General features: G+C 44.9%; 17 protein-coding genes. 16 read left to right on the plus strand and 1 reads right to left on the minus strand.

Annotated features, from left to right (window positions below; translation table 11 throughout):
• Positions 1-97 precede the first annotated feature (97 nt).
• The 6 genes from SRRS_RS06015 to SRRS_RS06040 all read left to right on the plus strand — a co-directional run bounded on the left by SRRS_RS06015 (position 98) and on the right by SRRS_RS06040 (position 5613).
• Entirely contained in the window at positions 98-556 is a 459-nt protein-coding gene (locus SRRS_RS06015) for a hypothetical protein (protein WP_371367122.1), read from the plus strand.
• 650 nt (positions 557-1206) lie between these two features.
• Entirely contained in the window at positions 1207-1437 is a 231-nt protein-coding gene (locus SRRS_RS06020) for a hypothetical protein (RefSeq protein ID WP_371367124.1), read from the plus strand.
• Positions 1438-2142: 705 nt separating this feature from the next.
• Positions 2143-2484, plus strand: a complete 342-nt coding sequence (locus SRRS_RS06025; RefSeq protein ID WP_371367126.1) for a hypothetical protein — start codon at positions 2143-2145, stop codon at positions 2482-2484.
• 387 nt (positions 2485-2871) lie between these two features.
• Entirely contained in the window at positions 2872-4155 is a 1284-nt protein-coding gene (locus tag SRRS_RS06030; protein ID WP_371367128.1) for a tetratricopeptide repeat protein, read from the plus strand.
• A gap of 13 nt (positions 4156-4168) precedes the next feature.
• A complete protein-coding gene (locus SRRS_RS06035) occupies positions 4169-5203 on the plus strand; it encodes a hypothetical protein (protein WP_371367130.1) in 1035 nt (344 codons plus the stop codon).
• 185 nt (positions 5204-5388) lie between these two features.
• The gene (locus tag SRRS_RS06040; protein ID WP_371367132.1) at positions 5389-5613 is read left to right on the plus strand and encodes a hypothetical protein; all 225 of its coding nucleotides are present in this window, start codon (positions 5389-5391) and stop codon (positions 5611-5613) included.
• 287 nt (positions 5614-5900) lie between these two features.
• On the opposite strand, the gene SRRS_RS06045 is transcribed toward SRRS_RS06040, so the two are convergent.
• Positions 5901-6659 carry a DeoR/GlpR family DNA-binding transcription regulator gene (locus SRRS_RS06045; protein WP_371367134.1) on the minus strand — a complete coding sequence of 253 codons (759 nt, stop codon included), beginning with the start codon at positions 6657-6659 and terminating at the stop codon, positions 5901-5903.
• 359 nt (positions 6660-7018) lie between these two features.
• Between SRRS_RS06045 and SRRS_RS06050 the strand changes: the two genes are divergently transcribed.
• The 10 genes from SRRS_RS06050 (at position 7019) to SRRS_RS06095 (ending at position 18114) form a co-directional block, all read left to right on the plus strand.
• On the plus strand, positions 7019-8173 hold the full coding sequence (locus SRRS_RS06050) for an iron-containing alcohol dehydrogenase (protein WP_371367135.1): 1155 nt from the start codon (positions 7019-7021) through the stop codon (positions 8171-8173).
• Positions 8174-8199: 26 nt separating this feature from the next.
• A complete protein-coding gene (locus SRRS_RS06055; protein WP_371367137.1) occupies positions 8200-9045 on the plus strand; it encodes a class II fructose-bisphosphate aldolase in 846 nt (281 codons plus the stop codon).
• A 14-nt stretch (positions 9046-9059) separates the two neighbouring features.
• On the plus strand, positions 9060-10070 hold the full coding sequence (iolC, locus tag SRRS_RS06060) for a 5-dehydro-2-deoxygluconokinase (protein ID WP_371367139.1): 1011 nt from the start codon (positions 9060-9062) through the stop codon (positions 10068-10070).
• Positions 10071-10116: 46 nt separating this feature from the next.
• Entirely contained in the window at positions 10117-10923 is an 807-nt protein-coding gene (locus SRRS_RS06065; RefSeq protein WP_371367141.1) for a 5-deoxy-glucuronate isomerase, read from the plus strand.
• Between the two features lie 21 nt (positions 10924-10944).
• Entirely contained in the window at positions 10945-12804 is a 1860-nt protein-coding gene (iolD, locus tag SRRS_RS06070; protein ID WP_371367143.1) for a 3D-(3,5/4)-trihydroxycyclohexane-1,2-dione acylhydrolase (decyclizing), read from the plus strand.
• Positions 12805-12820: 16 nt separating this feature from the next.
• On the plus strand, positions 12821-13717 hold the full coding sequence (gene iolE, locus SRRS_RS06075; protein ID WP_371367144.1) for a myo-inosose-2 dehydratase: 897 nt from the start codon (positions 12821-12823) through the stop codon (positions 13715-13717).
• A gap of 12 nt (positions 13718-13729) precedes the next feature.
• Complete coding sequence (gene iolG / locus SRRS_RS06080; RefSeq protein ID WP_371367146.1) at positions 13730-14740, plus strand: inositol 2-dehydrogenase; 1011 nt, start codon at positions 13730-13732, stop codon at positions 14738-14740.
• Positions 14741-14962: 222 nt separating this feature from the next.
• Complete coding sequence (locus SRRS_RS06085; protein WP_371367148.1) at positions 14963-16333, plus strand: MFS transporter; 1371 nt, start codon at positions 14963-14965, stop codon at positions 16331-16333.
• A 15-nt stretch (positions 16334-16348) separates the two neighbouring features.
• Positions 16349-17056: a phosphatase gene (locus SRRS_RS06090; protein WP_371367150.1), complete on the plus strand. Its 708-nt coding sequence runs from the start codon at positions 16349-16351 to the stop codon at positions 17054-17056.
• A gap of 104 nt (positions 17057-17160) precedes the next feature.
• A complete protein-coding gene (locus SRRS_RS06095) occupies positions 17161-18114 on the plus strand; it encodes a protein tyrosine phosphatase (RefSeq protein ID WP_371367152.1) in 954 nt (317 codons plus the stop codon).
• The last annotated feature ends 30 nt before the right edge of the window (positions 18115-18144 follow it).

Consider the following 18144-nt stretch of genomic DNA (forward strand, 5'->3'; position numbering starts at 1 on the left):
TAAAGGAAATCACCGATCCCACAGGAGAAAAAAGATACGGCAACCAGGTTGAGTACAGCTATAATATTTATGACGCACTGCCTAAGGTATGATGAAAATGAGAGAAATAATAAAAATTGTACTGTTTATTGCCGTTGGGTTCTTCCTCATCGTTTTACATAGAGTAGATGTTTGGAATGATGTGATTGTATTTTCTGATCCGGCAAAGCAAAGTAGATTCCAAATTTTTATGCTTGTAATAACCATCTGGGGGGCAATGGTAACAGTAAGCTTTCCCTTAAAAAGGCGTTTATTGCTGTTTTTTTTCGCAAGCTGTCTTTTTCATATTGTTTATGGAATTTGGTTCTCAATTGGGGCAGTTGTAGATTACAAAGAGAATATTCCAATCAGTCAGGGACTGGCTGCGTATTATGAAGGAAAAGCCATGAAGAGCTTTGCTATGCTACCATCTTTTTGGAGCATTATCATGAAAGGCATTATGTACTTCGCTACATTTGTATTTTTTGGTGTTGTGATGGGAGGGACACTGGCGATAAAAAAATATGTAAAAAAGTGAGTGTCCTACCCTATCGCCGATCGTTTTTCAACGTAACTCCTTACCCCATCCGCGTCACTCTGAGCATAGTATGCGCGAAAGCAGCCGGTTGGGGATTAACTCCGCCTAACGGCTGCTTTTATAGCTTGTAAGAGATATAGAAGTGTCCTGATAACAAATTAATATTTTTTGCCTTATCTACTTGCAATTGATGTAAGAAGATACTATTATTAGGAATAGGTGGAAATTAAAAAGTAAAGTCGCCGTGTCCTATAGGTGCTGACACACCTATAGGCACGAGCAGGTGACCGAGCACCTACACGCAACAGCGAGCTGTCCACGACGACAATCTTATTATACCTGCTTGCTATCTTGATTACAAGTTTTGGCAAATAGGATATAAAGATTGGCGTATAGAGCAGGGGCTGAGCGACTGCATGCACTACTCGCTTGAATATATCTTGATACCGGTCTGGCGGGACGCGTTTACGGGTTCTGCTAGTGTGTTTCCTGTATCTTGATTCTGTAGCAATAAACGATGGATCGCATGTGTAGGGTGAATAATCCTGCGTATGTGATCCTTTTTAATTTCCTCCTGTAAAAACCCATTCATGGTTTTTTGCAGGAGGGGCATAGAGCCTCCGTAGGGTAAAAAGGGAGGGGTATTCATTATGGTGACGCTGCATATCGCGGATAAAGAAATTGAATGTGCCGAAGTTAGGCCAATCAAATTAACAATGCTCATTACGGAAAATGGGGAAGAGTATTTACTCATAAACGATTGGGGCCAGCAATATTTGTATGCTGTAACGCGTGAGGGCGGGGCGCAGCCGCAATTTACCTATATTGATCAGGTGGTGCGGGTGGAAGAAGAGCCACGGTATGGAAGAATAGCTCAGTAGGTTTTCATAGTATTGGTAACTGCAACAATATCGTGTCTTTTGGTTCTTTAATACCGGAAATAGTATGTGCAAAAGTAAGAAGCAGCCGGTGGGGGATTAATCCTCTAACCGGCTGCCTCTTTAGTTTGTAAACCGATGCTAGAAGTGTTCTTGATAGCAAATCAATATTTACCATAAGTACTTGCAATTCATGTAAAAAGATACTATTATTAGGAATAGATGGAATTTTTAAAAAAATAAAGTCGCCGAGTCACATAGGTGGTGGAACACCTATAGGCACGAGCAGGTGAACAGGCACCTACACGTAACAGCGAACTGTCCACGACGACAATTTTATTATACCTATTTGTTATCTTGAGTACAAGTTTACAATTCGGGTATAAGGATTGGCGTATAAGGCAGGGGCTGAGCGACTGCATGCATTATTCGCTTGAGTATATCTTGATATGGTTTAGCGGGACACGCTGACGTGTTCTTCTAGGGTGTTTTCCTGTATCTTGATAGTGTACAACGAACGATTGGATCGCATGTGTAGGGTGAATAACTCCTGCATATGTGATCCTTTTAATTTCCTCCTGTAAAAATCCATTCATGGGTATTTGCAGGAGGGCATAGAGAGCCTCCGGATGGTAAAAAGGCGGTATTTTGATATGAAAAACGGTCGTGCGGCAAGGAAAATATAAATGATGGCTGGGAGAGAATTATATGAATAAGTGCGATATCGAAGAATTTTTGCGCCAAAGTTCTATTACTGATGTAAGAACCGGCCGGGAATTACCGGTTGGGGATTTTCAACATGCTTGGCAAGAGTTTATATTCAGTCGTCAGGAAAATTTAGAGACGAAATTAGTCATGCAGGGCTTATCGAGTGAGTATCGAAAGCAGGATTTTAAATTAGGCGTTTTGCTTGATAAACTTACCGATCAAATGCTAGCTGATGATATTAGAGAGGCTGCAGAAACATTACAACTAACTATCAGCTATCTGAATTATACTAAGGGTTTTTATGAAGGCCTAAAGTTTGCCATGATGGCCGGGCAATTATGACATTGAGGTAAGTCAATTCTCTGTCCCTTGTTCATTTCGACCCGAATATGCCTATGACAACCTGAACCGTCTGGCCCAAGACCAGTGCCCGGACTACGGCAAGACAACATCTCCGTCTAAATAAAAGGAGTCAACGGACAAAAATCCGTTGGCTTCTTTTCTTCTATGGGGGCCTGAATGCATCAAAGAAACAGAAAGACTGGAAGGTTTGTTTTTTAAAGTGGTCTCCTCAGAAAATTGAAAATAATTACAAAAAAGGAATAAGTATTACATGACTGCATTTTAAAGGGAATTTTGTAAAACCAAAGAAATAATTAGTGAAAAAATTTTACGATGCGGTCCGTTCGAGAATGTGGGTGAGAGCACATATTATAAGGGGTGTTTGTGTTGGGCAGATATTTTTCCGATAAGACGGAACGGGGCATTGATTTTGTGTGGATGCAACATGACAGAGAAAAAATGCTTGAGGGACGGCAGCTTTTGACAGAGGCTGCCAAAGAGGGCGACGCCGATGCGCTTTGTTTTTTGGCGCGTACGTATATGGGTGCTCAATACGTATGGCAATACAGCGGTTTGGACGAGGATGATGACCGGGCGGAGAAGCTGCTGCGCGAGAGCATTCAAAGGGGCAGCGCGTGCGGCGTATTGATTGCGATGCGCTGCGGTGTACTCACACTGTATGAGCGTCGATCGATGCCGTTCGCGTCGCTTAAGGAAGCCTGGGATATTGTATATAAAAAAGCCGAAGCAGGGCATCCGTTCTGCCAGTATATCATCGGTAATACCTATTTTTGGTGGGATATTTTTGAGATCGAAGGAACGAAGGCGGTCCAAAAGTATCAGACGATGGAAAACGCGGAACTCGCGATGGCTCAGTTAGCGGAACCGTGGTTCGAACGAGCGGCCGCAGGCGGTCTTGAGAGTGCGGTAAACAATTGGTATGCGCTTTATGACGGCACAAATGGTTATCCAGAGAACAAGTCGCAGCAGCTTGAAATTGCGAGGCGCGGCGCCGAGGCGGGATTCCCGGTATGGATGTACAATTACGGCTGGGATTTGGATCATAACGGATGCTACGCGGAATCCCATAAATATTTGCAGCGCGCCGCCGGCATGGGGCAAGCGAGCGCATGGATTATATTGGGAAACCAATATTTGAATGGAAACGGCGTTCCGGAGGATCGCGCGGCGGCGTTGCGCTGCTATGAAAACGGCGCAAGGTCGGGTCTCACTGACGCTCAATATATGACGGCGCTGCTCTATTATCAGGGCAAGGGGGTCCAAAAGGACTCCGCTAAAGTGTTTTATTGGGCGCAGCGTGCGGTCGTGGAAGGGGATGACAAGGAGGCGTACGTATTGCTCGGCCACGTTTTGCTGCGCGGCGAGGGAACGCAGAAAGACGAAAAGAAGGGGCTTGATTTGTTACTCACCGCGCAAAAACACGACGCGCAGGAATATGAGAAAAAGGGGCGGTATCTCTTCTCACAAGAGATACGCGGTATTTTATGCGGTGACCTCGGCGACGTCTACGCCGATGGTATTGTCGTGAATCAGGACTACGAGAAAGCGATCGCGTATTACGACGTCGTCGCAGACTGGGACAGCTACGCCCAAGCGCAGCGGGCCAGGTTCAAAAAAAGTTTCTTTTCTCGCAAGTGGACGCGTCGATAGGAAAGGAGTATAAATGGAGCAAACGATAAAAGCATATATACGAAAAGAACGGCTGCGTTACTTCGGCCGCGGCGTCGCCTGGCTAATGCTGGCGCTGATAGGCTTTTTTGGCAGCTTAGGCACTCTGTATGAAGTCCTGGACGGCAAGATACGTTTTTCAGCAATGGACATTGGAATTACCACTCTGCTGGTACTGATGTGTATCGGGGGTGGTTGGCGTGCCGCATTGTCGTTTTACCGCGCTTTTTTCAGTGAGAGCGGCAAACTGACGCAATCGGTGCTTTCACAGCGAACCGACCGCAAACAAAAGGCCGAAGAACTTTTCGCCGAAATCGACGCCGATCTCGCGCAAAACGTTGTGGCGTTCGGTAAACTGCGCGTTGGAAGCGTATGGGTCATGGGCGATGAGGCGATGCGTCTTGACCGCGTATGCGGGATTTTTAGGGAGACGATTTTTTTAGTCGGTTCTTCACCGCGTAGCATCTATCATTTGTATCTTATGGATCAAGACAACAATTTGCAGTGCAATCTAATGACATATGAGTCTGATCTCGACGATGCGGCTGATTATCTCTCCGGGCGGCTGCCGAACGCATTTGTCGGCGACATAACGGATCTCCCATTGCTCGTATCAAAGAACGAGCAAGAGTTGCTCGCGTGCCTTTCTGAGGTACAGCCGCCGACACGTGCTATGGCCGCCGCTTCCGCACAACCTTTCAATTTCATCAGCGTGGACGGCGTGCCGACGTCGAATTTTACCTGGGATGACGTGCAGAAGGCACTTTACGCTTTGCGTGAGGGCGAATCGGCAGGGCTGGAATTCCTTTCGCCGATCGAAATCCCGGAGGGGAAGGCCAAGTTGCTTCTCTGCCGCGCGGAAGAACGAAGCCGGATGAAGCTGCTGTTGCTTTGTACGAAGCAGGACGGTTCTCAACATTGGTGCGCGCGCGCAAATGTCGAGCATAAGGAGGCCGCGGCGCTCTTGAAAGCCTGTTTCTCCTACGGGGAATTATCATTTGATGGTTTTACAGAAGAAAGGGGACGCTAATTTTGCTTCCTGATACAAAAAACGATAAGGGGATCATAGGGGCAGGCTGTACACCAAATGAAGGGTGCATCATAGAAACACAGGGGACAGGGATAGTGTTTCGTGGCGGGAGAAGCAACGGCATGTACCGACTAAAGCTTGAATCCTTGCTATGTTGCGGCATAGTATAATGGGAGGGGTGTACTATGTTTTCACTCTTTTTAGAGCATCCAATTATTACGGGGATAGCGATTGTATTGGCGTTGATAATTGTTGTGACAGTAGGTAATGTTGATCCTCAACTTGGAGAAATTCTCGGAATGAACATGGTATTCCCATTCTTAGTAATTGGCTTTATGATGATTTTATGGGCTATACTTGCCAGCATTAAAGCATTCCAAACAGGAAATTTTAAAAAGAACAAGAGCTGAGTAAAACGCAAGGCTGCTTTTACCGGCAAGTAATTTTAATAAAAAAGAGGTCATTCTTTGTTAGTTTTTATAACAAAGATGACCTCTTTTTTCGCCATAATTGGTGGGAGTGCCGACCCGTAGTACTAAGCCGGTGTGCCTAAGTGTTGCTGGAAGAATAGATATACCTGCCTTAGGTTGACTTAAGGCAGGTATCTTTTATCCTGATAGAAAGTATAACTTTCGCCTGGATAAGGGCAACATCGACTTCCACTTTCGCCAAAGGCTCGGTGTAAGCCGTGTTTTCTTTATTGAGGGGTTATTAATTTAATATTATTTTTGTCAAAGAAGTCAACGTATTCATCGTCTGGCTTAGCATTCGTTACAAATACATTGATATCTTTTAAGTCGCAATACGTTGTTAACGAAACCCGGCCGATCTTGGTCTCGTCGGCTAACAGAACAACCATGTCGCAATTATCCACCATATATTTTTTGATATCATACTCAAATGAGGATGAGTTGGTAATTCCCTTAGAAATAGAGATACCGGTGGACGCCATAAAAGCTTTGGCGATGTTATATTTCTTTAGAAAGTTAATGGCATCCATATCGACAAAGGAGTTGGTTGTTCGGAATAGAGTCCCGCCTGTACATAACACATTGAGATGCAAATAAGGCAACGAACTAAGGATGACATTAAGATTATTGGTAATGATCGTAAGATTTCTCAGCTCTGCCAGATGCGGTAACATATGCATGGTCGTGGTACCGGAATCTATATAAATGATGTCACCGTCCTGGACAAAATCACAGGCTAGTTTAGCTATGACCTGTTTGGCGCTGGTGTTTTTTTCTTCTCTGGACTCAAAAGGTTCGGTTGTTTTTTTGTCGTTCAGGACAATACCGCCATAGACCTTCTTTATCGTTCCTTGCTTTTCCAGCTCATTAATATCGCGGCGCATGGTGTTTTTTGAAACAGTAAATACATTACATAATTCTTCTATGGATGCTCGCTCGTTGGAGAGTATATAGTTCTTTAATTTTTGAATTCTATCTTCTTTCAAATTTTCACCTACTATATATTTTTTGGTTAGCAATACATGTTATTTTTAAGTTATCCAGGCTATGAATAGTTATATTATATAATAAATACAAGTAAATAACAAATCAAATAATCAAAAAAATATAATATGTATCTAAAAAATAAGTAACATGTGCCAAGACATACAAGTAATATGACCAAAACGCAATAAAATGTATATAAAATTATTGCGATTTTGAAAAAAACAATATTGAAATTATCAGAAAAGCGTAATATAATAAAAATGTAAGCAAAACATAATCAAAAAATCTCCAAAATGTAACCATGATATGAAAGATATGGTTATATCGTAAACTATAAATTAGGGAGGATGTGTTGTTTTTGGCAAATTTATTTCTGACTCCTCAGAAAATCATCACGGGAATCAATTCACTGGATAAATCAGGCAGTTACATAAGAGAACTTGGTAAGAAAGCTTTAATTGTAACAGATGCTGTGATGGTAGGCACCGGAAATGTAAAAAAGTTAACTGACGTATTAGACAAACACGAAGTTAACTATGAATTATTTTCTGAAATAAATAATGAACCTACCGACGAAATGGTTTATCAGGGAGTAATACTTTACACCCAAGCTAATTGTGACTTTTTGATCGCTTTGGGCGGAGGCAGTCCCATTGATGCTATGAAAGCAATCGGAGCTATGACAACAAATCAGGGACAGCTTAATGAATACATGGGAAAAGAAATAAAGAATCCTCTCCCTGGCATGGTAGCAATTCCGACAACGGCAGGTACCGGTTCGGAAGCTACCCAATTTACCATAATTTCGGACACGAAACAAAATGTAAAAATGTTGTTAAAGGGCGCAGTATTGCTGCCGGCTTTGGCTGTAGTCGACCCGGAGCTCACAGTATCCGCTCCGCCGAAAGTAACTGCGGCCACAGGTATTGATGCGTTGACCCACGCTATTGAAGCGTATACTTCCAAAAAAGCGCAGCCCCTGTCAGATACTTTTGCTCTTTCCGCTTGCAAGCGAATCTTTGCTAATTTGCAGAAAGCTTATTCTGACGGCAGTGACTTGGAGGCCAGACAGCAAATGTCAATCGCATCATTAGAAGCAGGAATTGCCTTCAATAATTCGTCGGTAACTATCATTCATGGCATGAGCCGGCCAATAGGAGCATTGTTTCATGTACCGCACGGGGTTTCGAATGCAATGCTTATGGGAGAGTGCTTACAGTTTGCAGCGCCCGGTGCACCGGAAAGATTTGCGGTTATTGCGAAAGAGGTTGGCCTTTGTCAGGAGGGCACGAGTGAAATGGCGGCTGCTGAAACTTTGGTAGCCCAAGTGGTTAAGTTGTGTGCTGATATTCATATACCCACCTTAGCTGAGTTCGGAGTTGACCGCGCAGCGTTTTTTGAGAATATAGACAAAATGGCTAACGACGCTCTGGTCAGTGGCAGTCCGGCGAATACCCAGAGAGATGTAAGTAAAGAAGATATTATTGAGATTTATAAAAAACTTTGGAAATAGAAGCTTTTTAAAGGGGTGTAGGTCCGGTGGCATTGGTTACGTTAAAACAAATTTTGCAAGAAGCAGACCAGTCAGGTTATGGGGTAGGATCTTTTAATGTTGTTAATATGGAAACGATAATCGGAACAATCAAGGCGGCTGAAGAAACCAGATCCCCTATAATTATGCAAGCGGCACAAGTACGATTAAAGCATTCGCCGCTGCATCTGCTTGGTCCCATGATGCTGGAAGCGGCCAAACGGGCGCTGGTACCGGTAGCTGTTCATCTTGATCACGGTACAGATTTGGCAGTCATAAAACAAGCGTTAGATCTTGGCTTTACTTCAGTCATGTTTGACGGTTCACACCTGCCACTGGAGAAAAATATCGCGGAGACGCTAAAAGTGGTCAAACTAGCCAGAAATTACGGTGCTTCGGTAGAAGCTGAGATTGGTAGAGTTGGCGGCAGTGAAGATAACTCCGAAGATATTGAAATGGTGACAACCCAAGTGTGTGATGCGCAACAATTCTACGAGGGCACCGGGGTAGACGCGCTGGCCATTGCCATCGGCAATGTTCATGGTATATACAAAAGCAAACCACGGTTGCAATTTCAAAGAATAAGGGAAATTGATGGTGTAGTAGCAGCGCCCTTGGTATTGCATGGAGGATCGGGAATAACAGTTGATGACTTTCGACAATGCATACAATGCGGCATAAAAAAGATAAATGTGCAAACGGCCACTTTAACTAACATAGTCGAACAGGTAAAACAACTTTTACAGCTAAATAAACAAGTAGACTATTTTACATATCATCATTCCATAATAGATGCAGCCTATGTAAGTGTAAAACATCATATTGAAGCATTTCAGAGCAATAATCACGCGTAAAGGAAGTGACTTTAGTGGCGGTCATTGAGTTTGATAATACGAGAAGGTTGGATATCATCCCTCTTGGCAGGGTTGCCATTGATTTTAATCCGGTAGATTTGAATAAACCGCTGGAAGAGAGTACTACTTTTAAAAAATATCTGGGAGGATCACCGGCTAATATTGCGGTCGGCATGGCCAGACTTGGTAAACGGGTAGGGTTTATTGGCAAAGTGTCTGATGACCAGTTTGGAAGATTTGTTACTAACTATTTTAAAAAAGAAGGCATAGATACTTCCAATATTGCCGTTGCCCAAAACGGGGAATCATTGGGGCTGACGTTTACAGAAATCCTCAGTCCAAGCGAGAGCAGCATTCTTATGTATAGAAATGGTGTAGCCGATCTGGCGCTTGCGACGGAAGATATTCAGGAAGAGTATATAAAAAATGCTAAGGCTATTATCATTTCAGGCACGGCCTTAGCTGCCAGCCCATCACGCGAAGCGGCGCTGCTCGCTTTGGAATATGCCAAACGTCATAAAACGGTAGTAATTTTTGATATCGATTATCGCAGCTATACCTGGAAGGCCACAGAAGAACTGCTTGTTTATTATTCTATGGTGGCTCGTTCCAGTGATATCATCCTGGGATCACGGGAAGAATTTGATTTTATGGAAAGTAATCCAGGCAGCACAGATCAGCAAACGGCTGACAGATGGCTGGCCTGTGGCAATAAGATTATTGTAATCAAACATGGTAAGGCCGGTTCAACTGCCTATTCTCATGATGGCGGTGTATACAAAATTAAGCCTTTCCCTGTACAGTCATTAAAATCTTTTGGCGGCGGCGATGCCTATGCTTCGGCCTTTCTCTACGGATTAATGGCCGGATGGCCGATTGTTGACTGCCTGGAATTTGGCAGCGGCGCAGCTTCGATGCTAGTATCCAGTCACAGTTGCTCGGATGCCATGCCCAGGGTGGAGGAAATACAGGAATTCATCCGGCAGAAAAAAGCCGAATTCGGGGAAATGGTAGCCAGAGCTTAGCGGGTCTGGCAAGAAAAGAAAAGGTAAGTGGTTTGGAGGGCGGCAAATGTTAAGAATCAGGCAAGAGCAAGAATTCAAATATGGTTATAATCCAATCACTACGATGGATGAAACCCAGGCAAATACAATGATGGATTTTGGGATATTACGTATGGCACAAGGACAGGTCGAAACTCTCTTTGAGGCCGAAAAAGAAAGCGCCATATTGCTGCTGCAGGGCGAAGTTACGCTGGGCTGGAACGGGCAGGAAAAAACGATTGCCAGAAGCTCCTGTTTTGACGCTGATCCTTGGGTGCTGCATGTGCCGAAAAATGTAACGGTTACGATCACTGGCGTAGCCCCTGATTCAGAATTGAATATTACCAAAACAACTAATGCAAATACGTTTACAGCTAAACTCTATACGCCGGAAGAATGCCGGTCCGAGGAACGCGGCAAAGGAACGCTTAAGGAATGCTCTACCCGGATTGTCCGTACGGTATTTGATTACAGCAATGCACCTTATTCCAATCTGGTAGTTGGTGAAGTCGTTGATTTTCCGGGAAAATGGTCGAGTTATCCGCCGCATTATCACCCTCAGCCCGAAATTTATTTCTATAAATTTAATCCGGAAAACGGCTACGGTTTCTGTGAATTGGGTGAGGATGTAGTAAAAGTCAAGCATAACGATACTACCAAAATATTGGATAATGCTACACACCCGCAAACAACCGCACCTGGTTATGCCATGTACTACATTTGGGTCATCCGCCATCTTGACGGCAATCCCTATAAAAATCCGGAATACCCCGTGTTTGTACCGGAACATCTGTGGGTTACCGATAAAAATGCGAAAATGTGGCCAGATAAATAACCCGGCAAGGAGGATCGCGTGATGAAAACAGTTCGGCTTACCATGGGGCAAGCACTACTAAGGTTTCTTGATAATCAATATGTGGAATTTGACGGGGTAGTCAACAAGTTTGTAAAAGGCGTGTTTACTATTTTTGGTCATGGCATTGTCGTGGGGTTTGGTGAGGCACTGGAACAGTACCAGGGCGACATGGTGATTTACCAGGGCAAAAATGAACAGGGTATGGCTCATGCAGCGACTGGTTTTGCTAAGCAAAAGAATCGCCGGGAAATCATCGCCTGCTCTTCTTCGATTGGGCCTGGTGCTCTAAATATGGTTACTGCCGCCGGTACCGCAACTGTAAACCGTATTCCGCTGTTGTTATTGCCAGGCGATACGTTTGCCTGCAGACAACCGGATCCCGTATTGCAGCAGCTGGAGAATCCGGCCAGCCTGTCTATTACCGCTAATGATGCGTTTAAGCCGGTATCCCGTTATTGGGACAGAGTTTCCCGGCCGGAGCAATTGATGACGGCCATGCTGAACGCGATGAGGGTGCTGACAGATCCGGCCGAAACGGGGGCTGTAACTATTTGCCTGCCCCAGGATGTAGAGGGCGAAGCCTACGATTATCCGGTTGAATTCTTTGCCAAACGGATTCACTATATAGAGCGCCGTCTGCCCTCACGGGGCGAAATTGAACGGGCCGCTGCCAAGCTTACCCGCAAGAAAAAGCCTATTATCATCTGCGGCGGCGGTGTTGTATATTCGGAAGCCGGCAACGAACTTATCCAATTTGCCGAAAAGTTTAACATACCTATTTGTGAAACCCAAGCCGGTAAGGGCGCTGTTCCCTGGAATCACCGTTTAAACCTCGGCGGAGTGGGGGTTACCGGCGGCTTAGCTGCCAACAAACTTGCGGCCGAGGCTGATCTAATTATCGCGGTTGGTACAAGACTATCCGACTTTACCACATCATCCAAATGGTTGTTCCAAAACCAGGAGGCCGAGTTACTGGCGATTAACGTCAATTCTTTTGACGCATATAAGATGAATGCCGCAACAGTTATTGCCGACGCAAAAGTAACGTTCCAAGCCCTTGGTGCGCAACTGGAGAAAACCGGTTATAAGTCGGGCTATGCCGGAGAAGCAGCGGCTGCTAAGGCTGAATGGGACAAAGAAGTTGACCGTTTGTTCTGCCTTGAGGCGGAGGGACTATCTCAGACACGGGCCTTGGGGGAAATCGCCAAAAGGATTGGTGACGATGCTGTGGTAGTGGGTGCCTCAGGCAGTCTGCCTGGTGATTTGCAGCGGCTCTGGCGCCCGGTGAAGCCCAAGACTTATCATATGGAATACGGTTTCTCCTGCATGGGTTACGAGGTTAACGCCGCGTTAGGGGTCAAGATGGCTGAACCGTCACGGGAAGTCTACTCCATGGTGGGGGACGGCAGTTTCCAAATGCTGCACTCCGAATTAGTAACCAGTATTCAGGAAGGTCATAAAATTAACATTCTTTTATTTGATAACTGCGGTTTCGGTTGTATCGAAAACCTGCAGAACTCACAAGGCATTCCTTCTTTTTGCACCCAAACTAAGTTCCGGGATGCTGCCACCGGACGGCTGACAGGACCGGATGTACCAGTAGATTATGCGGCTTTGGCCAAAGGGTATGGTGCCAAAGGCTATACGGCGAGAACAGCAGCTGAATTGGCTGAGGCGCTGGAAAATGCGAAAAAAGATACGGTATCTACCATTATTGACATTAAGGTACTGCCTAAAACCATGACCGGAGGCTACGAAGCGTGGTGGCGGGTTGGAGTGCCGGAAGTTTCGGAGAACCTGGCTGTGGTAAAAGCCCATGCTGAATTAGTGCAAGAAATTGCTAAGACCAGAAAATTTTAGTCAGGAGGACAAGTAGATGTTTGATAAAGCCGAAGTACATTTAGGTATTGCCCCGATTGCCTGGACCAATGATGATTTGCCCGAACTTGGAGGAGAAAACACCTTTGAACAATGCGTAAGCGAGATGGCACTCGCCGGATTTACCGGCAGCGAGGTTGGCAACAAGTATCCCAAAGACACTGCTGTATTGAAAAAAGCGTTAGAATTACGCGGGATTCGCATTGCCAGCGCTTGGTTCAGCTCCTTCCTGACTACTAGGCCCTTTGAAGAGACCGCAGCCGCCTTTATTCAGCACCGTGATTTCCTCAATGCTATGGGGGCAAAAGTTATTGTAGTTGCGGAACAAGGCCACAGCATTCAGGGCATGATGGATACTCCGGTGTTCGACGCTAAGCCGGTCTTTACGGAAGAAGAATGGAAGAAGCTGGCCGAAGGCTTGGAAAAGCTGGGGAAACTGGCGCAAGAAAAAGGAATGAACATTGTTTACCATCATCATATGGGTACCGGGGTGCAAACGACCGCTGAAATTGATAAGCTGATGGAATTAACCAACCCTACTCTTGTGTATCTGTTATTTGATACCGGCCACTTAACTTTTTCCGGCGAAAATCCGGAGACTGTGCTTAAAAAATACGCTGCACGCATTAAACATGTTCATTTAAAAGATATCCGCCAAGCAGTGTTAGCCAAAGTAAAAACGGAGAAAATGAGCTTCCTGCAAGCGGTAAAAGCCGGTGTCTTTACAGTACCGGGGGATGGCATGATTGATTTTGCCCCGCTATTTGCCGAACTTGGTAAACACAATTATAAAGGCTGGTTTATCGTAGAAGCAGAGCAGGATCCGGCTGTTGCCAATCCGCTTGAATATGCGATCAAAGCAAGACAATATATCAAAGAAAAAACAAGTCTATAAGGAGGCCGGAATATGAAGAAAAAAATTCAGGTAGGTGTGATTGGAGCCGGTAGAATCGGTAAAATTCACGCAAGCAACATTGTTAAGAACTTCCCGGATGTCGAGGTCAAAGCCGTTGCGGATATTTATGCCGAGCAGGTCAAAGACTGGGCGGCCGGCTTAGGAATTCAGCATGTGTACAGCGATTATAAAAAGATTATTGAGGATAAAGAGATTGATGCTGTAATTATTTGTTCTTCCACCGACACCCATTCTCAAATTACGATCGAAGCCGCTCAGGCCGGCAAGCATATATTCTGCGAAAAGCCGATCGACTACGATGTTGACCGCATCCATCAAGCCCTTGACGCAGTTAAGAAAGCCGGGGTTAAGTTCCAGGTCGGCTTTAACCGGCGGTTTGACCATAACTTCAAAAAAGTTAGAGAACTTATTCAGAACGGTTCCATTGGTGAACTGCAAATTGTCAAAGTGATCTCCCGCGATCCGGCTCCGCCCCCTGCTGAATATGTCAAAGTTTCGGGCGGTATGTTCCTCGATATGACCATCCATGACTTTGATATGGTCAGATATCTGACTGGCAGCGAAGTTACCGAAGTGTATACCAATGCTGCCGTACTTGTTGACAAAGCCATTGGAGAAGCCGGTGACGTGGACACGGCCCTGATCAGCCTTAAATTCAAGAATGGGGCGATTGGTGTAATTGATAATTGCCGGCAAGCGGTATATGGCTATGACCAACGCGTAGAAATACTGGGAACTAAAGGCGGTATCTCCGTATCCAATGATGCCCCCACTACTGTTGTGTTGAGCACAGAAACTGCGGTAACTGCCGACAAACCTAAGTATTTCTTCCTGGAAAGATATATGGAGTCTTTTGAAACTGAAATGAAAGAATTCTTTAATAGTGTGGTTAACGACAAAGATACCGTGGTTTCCGGTATTGACGGTTTAAAACCGGTACTTATCGGCCTTGCTGCCAAGAAGTCATATGAAGAAGGCAGACCCGTTACATTACAAGAATAGCCTGCGCATAATTAAGCTAACTGTGGCGGTACCATCCGGACGCTGCGTCCGGATGGTACTCCCAATAAAAGATTGTCTATACTGGCTATGGTTTAAGAGAAATTTTCGGAAAAGACTGACTGACAGGGAATTCAGCACAATGAGTATTTTTGGAAAATTCTGTGAACAACATACAATAAATACTTATTGGGCCGAAAATATATCTCAAGAGGAGAGTACGGTATGAACATTTTCAAGTGGTTTTTAACTGGCGAAGCCAAACCGCGCATTGAAGATCCCGAAACAATTAAACAGATGTTTACCAAGGCGCGATGGCAGGCAATGACGGCCATGATTATCGGTTATGGCATGTATTATGTAGTGAAAATGACCTTAGGTGTTGCTAAGAAACCAATGATTCAAGCAGGTTTTACTGCCACGGAGCTCGGTCAAATCGGTGCCGGACTACTTATTGCTTATGCTTTTGGTAAGTTTTTTCATGGATTTATTGGTGACCGTTGTAATGTTAAAAAGTTAGTGCCGGTTGGTCTGTTAGGCTGTGCGATAGTGAATGTTATCCTTGGGTTTACCCCTTATTTCTATGCATTTTTAGTTCTGTGGTTTGTTAATGGTTGGTTTCAGTCGATGGGTTCGGCGCCGTGTATTGTTTCCATAACCCAATGGTTTTCTAAGAAAGAAGTAGCAACGCAATACGGGGTATTTAGTATTGCCCACTATATTGGCGAAGGAGCAACCTTTATCTTTTCCGCCATGCTAATCGTTCACTTTGGTTGGCAATCGGCCTTCTTGTATCCTGGACTAGCTTGCATATTCCTTTCTTACCTCATGTATAAATTCATGTGGGACCGCCCTGAGGCCTATGGTTTGCCTACCGCTAATGAGTTCAAGGGTGAAGTTGCAGAGGTAAAGAAAGAAAAAGTTAAGACTACAAGAGATGCGCAGCTCGAAGTAATCAAAAATCCGTATATTTGGTTAATTGCATTGAGCGCTGCCTTTATGGGTGTTGCCCGTTACTCGATTAACAGCTGGGGCGTAATCTTCCTGCAAGAGTGTAAGGGTTATGACTTAGTGGCCGCAGGCAGTGTATTGGCTGTAACACCACTGATGGGTGGCTTGGGATCCTTTGCCTCCGGTTTTATCTCTGACAAGATTTTCAAATCATACCATGCGTTAACAACCATATTCTTCGGCTTTGTTATGCTGGCCGGCATTGTCGGCTTCTGTTTAACTCCTCCCGGGAACCACTTGCTGGATACCGTTTGGGTTGCGACCTTCGGGTTTGGGTTAGGTGTTATCCTCTGCTTTGTTGGCGGTATGCTGGCCGTTGACCTTTGCTCACAAAAAGCAGCCGGGGCAGCTATGGGGACAGTAGGTTTACTGGCTTATGCCGGAGCAGCAATCCAGGACATTGCTAACGGCTGGCTGATGGACGCCAGCAAAACGATAGTAAATGGCAAGGCAGTATATAATTTTGATAACATTATGATGTTCTGGATGGGCTCGGTTGCTATTATGATTGTTTTACTTATCCCCACCTTATGGGCGAAGAAAAAAGAAAAAACTGCTGAGCAGTCTGTTAGCTGCGGACACTAATTTGGAGTGAGGTATATGGGTTTTGTTGCTGATTTGCATACACATACTTTGAGTTGTGGACATGGATTTAGCACAGTTACCGAGGTAATCCGGGCTGCCGCTGATAGTAAGCTGCAGGCAGTAGCTTTAACAGAACACGGACCTGGCTATCCCGGCAGTGTGAAAGACGCTTATTTTAATACCTACCGCGATATTCCCTCTGAGATGTTTGGGATAACAGTGTTAAAGGGTGCGGAGGCTAATATCATGAACTTTCGTGGTGAGCTGGATATGGAGCAAAGCCGGCTGGCTCAGCTGGATGTGGTCATTGCCAGCTGCCACAAAGAATGCACACCGGTAGGCACTATTGATCAAAATACGGCAATGTATATCGGAGCCATTATTAATCCGCATGTGGATATCATTGGGCATCCGGATGCGCCGCTGTATCCCATCGATGTGGAAGAGGTTGTGAGAGCCGCAGCCGAATATAGAGTTGCTTTGGAGATTAACAACAGTTCACCGGCGGCCCGCCCGGGCAGCCGCGAAATTTGTGCTGAAATTATCCACTATGCCAAGCGCTGGGGGGCTAAGCTGGCTGTAGGTTCAGATGCGCACTATCATATGGTGGTAGGACGGTTTGATTATGCCTGCGAGATGTTGGCAGAATGCGGGTATCCGCTAGAAAACGTAATTAACAGTTCAATGGAAAAGATTATGGCCCATTTGAACCGGAATTCCTAGACTAAATTATAGCTTCCATACTGCGAATAACCATTCGCTGTATGGAAGCTGTAAGCATGCGTAGCAATAACCGGTAATGAGCCGCTTTAAGGGGGAAGAGAATTATGCGAAGAGTGTCATTCAAAACCTTGCTTTGTACCTTGTTTTTGACAGGTATTTTACTTTGTCAGGTTTCGTTAGCAGCGATGGCCAACGAAATGTCGAAAGCTCCTGTTTTAAAAGTTGACCGCGAAGATATTTTACAGTTACCAAGAAACTTTAGAACATCCGCTGATCCTTTTAAAGTCACGACGAAAGAGACTAAACTGCCTTCCCAGGAAGGCTTAGCCGACTTACATATCTCCGGCAGCAGTATATTTTCCGAATTGGAATTAACACAACTGTTAGCGAAGATCCCCAGTAAAAAAGTGATCGTAGTCGATTTGCGGCAAGAATCTCACGGCTATTTAGATGGGATGGCAGTAAGTTGGTTTGCCGATAACAACTGGGGAAATGACGGCAAAACGCTGGAACAGGTCATACCCATTGAGCGGGCTTTATTACAGGAGGCCCTGGCTAATTCGCCGGTATCTATTTACAAATATAATGATTCCACTGATAAATTGGGAGAACCCTTTCAACTGACTGTGAACAGCGTCCGTACAGAAGAAGAAGTGGTCAGAGCGCATGGGGCAGGTTATTACCGCCTGGCATTAGCGGATCATTTTCGTCCGGACGATGCGGAAGTAGATAAGTTTTTGCAGTTTTATAAACAATTACCTAAAGATACGTGGCTGCATTTCCACTGCTATGCCGGCATGGGCCGTACCACTATTTTTATGGCTATGGCTGATATATTGAAAAATGCCAAAAAAGTCAGTTTTGACGATATTATGAAGCGGCAGGCACTGATTGGTATTGTCGATTTGCGTGAAGTTTCGCCAACTAAAAAGAATTGGAAACGCAAAGCGTATATTGAACGTGCCCAATTTATCAAGCATTTTTATGATTACGTAAGACAAAGCCCGGACAATTTACCTATGAGCTGGTCAGATTGGGCTAAAAAACATGACTATTAAAACTCATTAATGCCATTAAGTATGAGTTTA

Source organism: Sporomusa rhizae (assembly GCF_041428845.1).
GTDB lineage: Bacteria > Bacillota > Negativicutes > Sporomusales > Sporomusaceae > Sporomusa > Sporomusa rhizae.

Excerpts from the sequence above, each read along its gene's own strand:
- SRRS_RS06085 (WP_371367148.1), top strand. The coding sequence starts at position 14,963 with ATGAACATTTTCAAGTGGTTTTTAACTGGCGAAGCCAAACCGCGCATT.
- iolD (WP_371367143.1), top strand. The coding sequence starts at position 10,945 with ATGAAAACAGTTCGGCTTACCATGGGGCAAGCACTACTAAGGTTTCTT.
- iolE (WP_371367144.1), top strand. The coding sequence starts at position 12,821 with ATGTTTGATAAAGCCGAAGTACATTTAGGTATTGCCCCGATTGCCTGG.
- SRRS_RS06090 (WP_371367150.1), top strand. The coding sequence starts at position 16,349 with ATGGGTTTTGTTGCTGATTTGCATACACATACTTTGAGTTGTGGACAT.
- iolG (WP_371367146.1), top strand. The coding sequence starts at position 13,730 with ATGAAGAAAAAAATTCAGGTAGGTGTGATTGGAGCCGGTAGAATCGGT.
- SRRS_RS06020 (WP_371367124.1), top strand. The coding sequence starts at position 1,207 with ATGGTGACGCTGCATATCGCGGATAAAGAAATTGAATGTGCCGAAGTT.
- SRRS_RS06040 (WP_371367132.1), top strand. The coding sequence starts at position 5,389 with ATGTTTTCACTCTTTTTAGAGCATCCAATTATTACGGGGATAGCGATT.
- SRRS_RS06025 (WP_371367126.1), top strand. The coding sequence starts at position 2,143 with ATGAATAAGTGCGATATCGAAGAATTTTTGCGCCAAAGTTCTATTACT.
- SRRS_RS06035 (WP_371367130.1), top strand. The coding sequence starts at position 4,169 with ATGGAGCAAACGATAAAAGCATATATACGAAAAGAACGGCTGCGTTAC.
- SRRS_RS06015 (WP_371367122.1), top strand. The coding sequence starts at position 98 with ATGAGAGAAATAATAAAAATTGTACTGTTTATTGCCGTTGGGTTCTTC.
- SRRS_RS06065 (WP_371367141.1), top strand. The coding sequence starts at position 10,117 with ATGTTAAGAATCAGGCAAGAGCAAGAATTCAAATATGGTTATAATCCA.
- SRRS_RS06095 (WP_371367152.1), top strand. The coding sequence starts at position 17,161 with ATGCGAAGAGTGTCATTCAAAACCTTGCTTTGTACCTTGTTTTTGACA.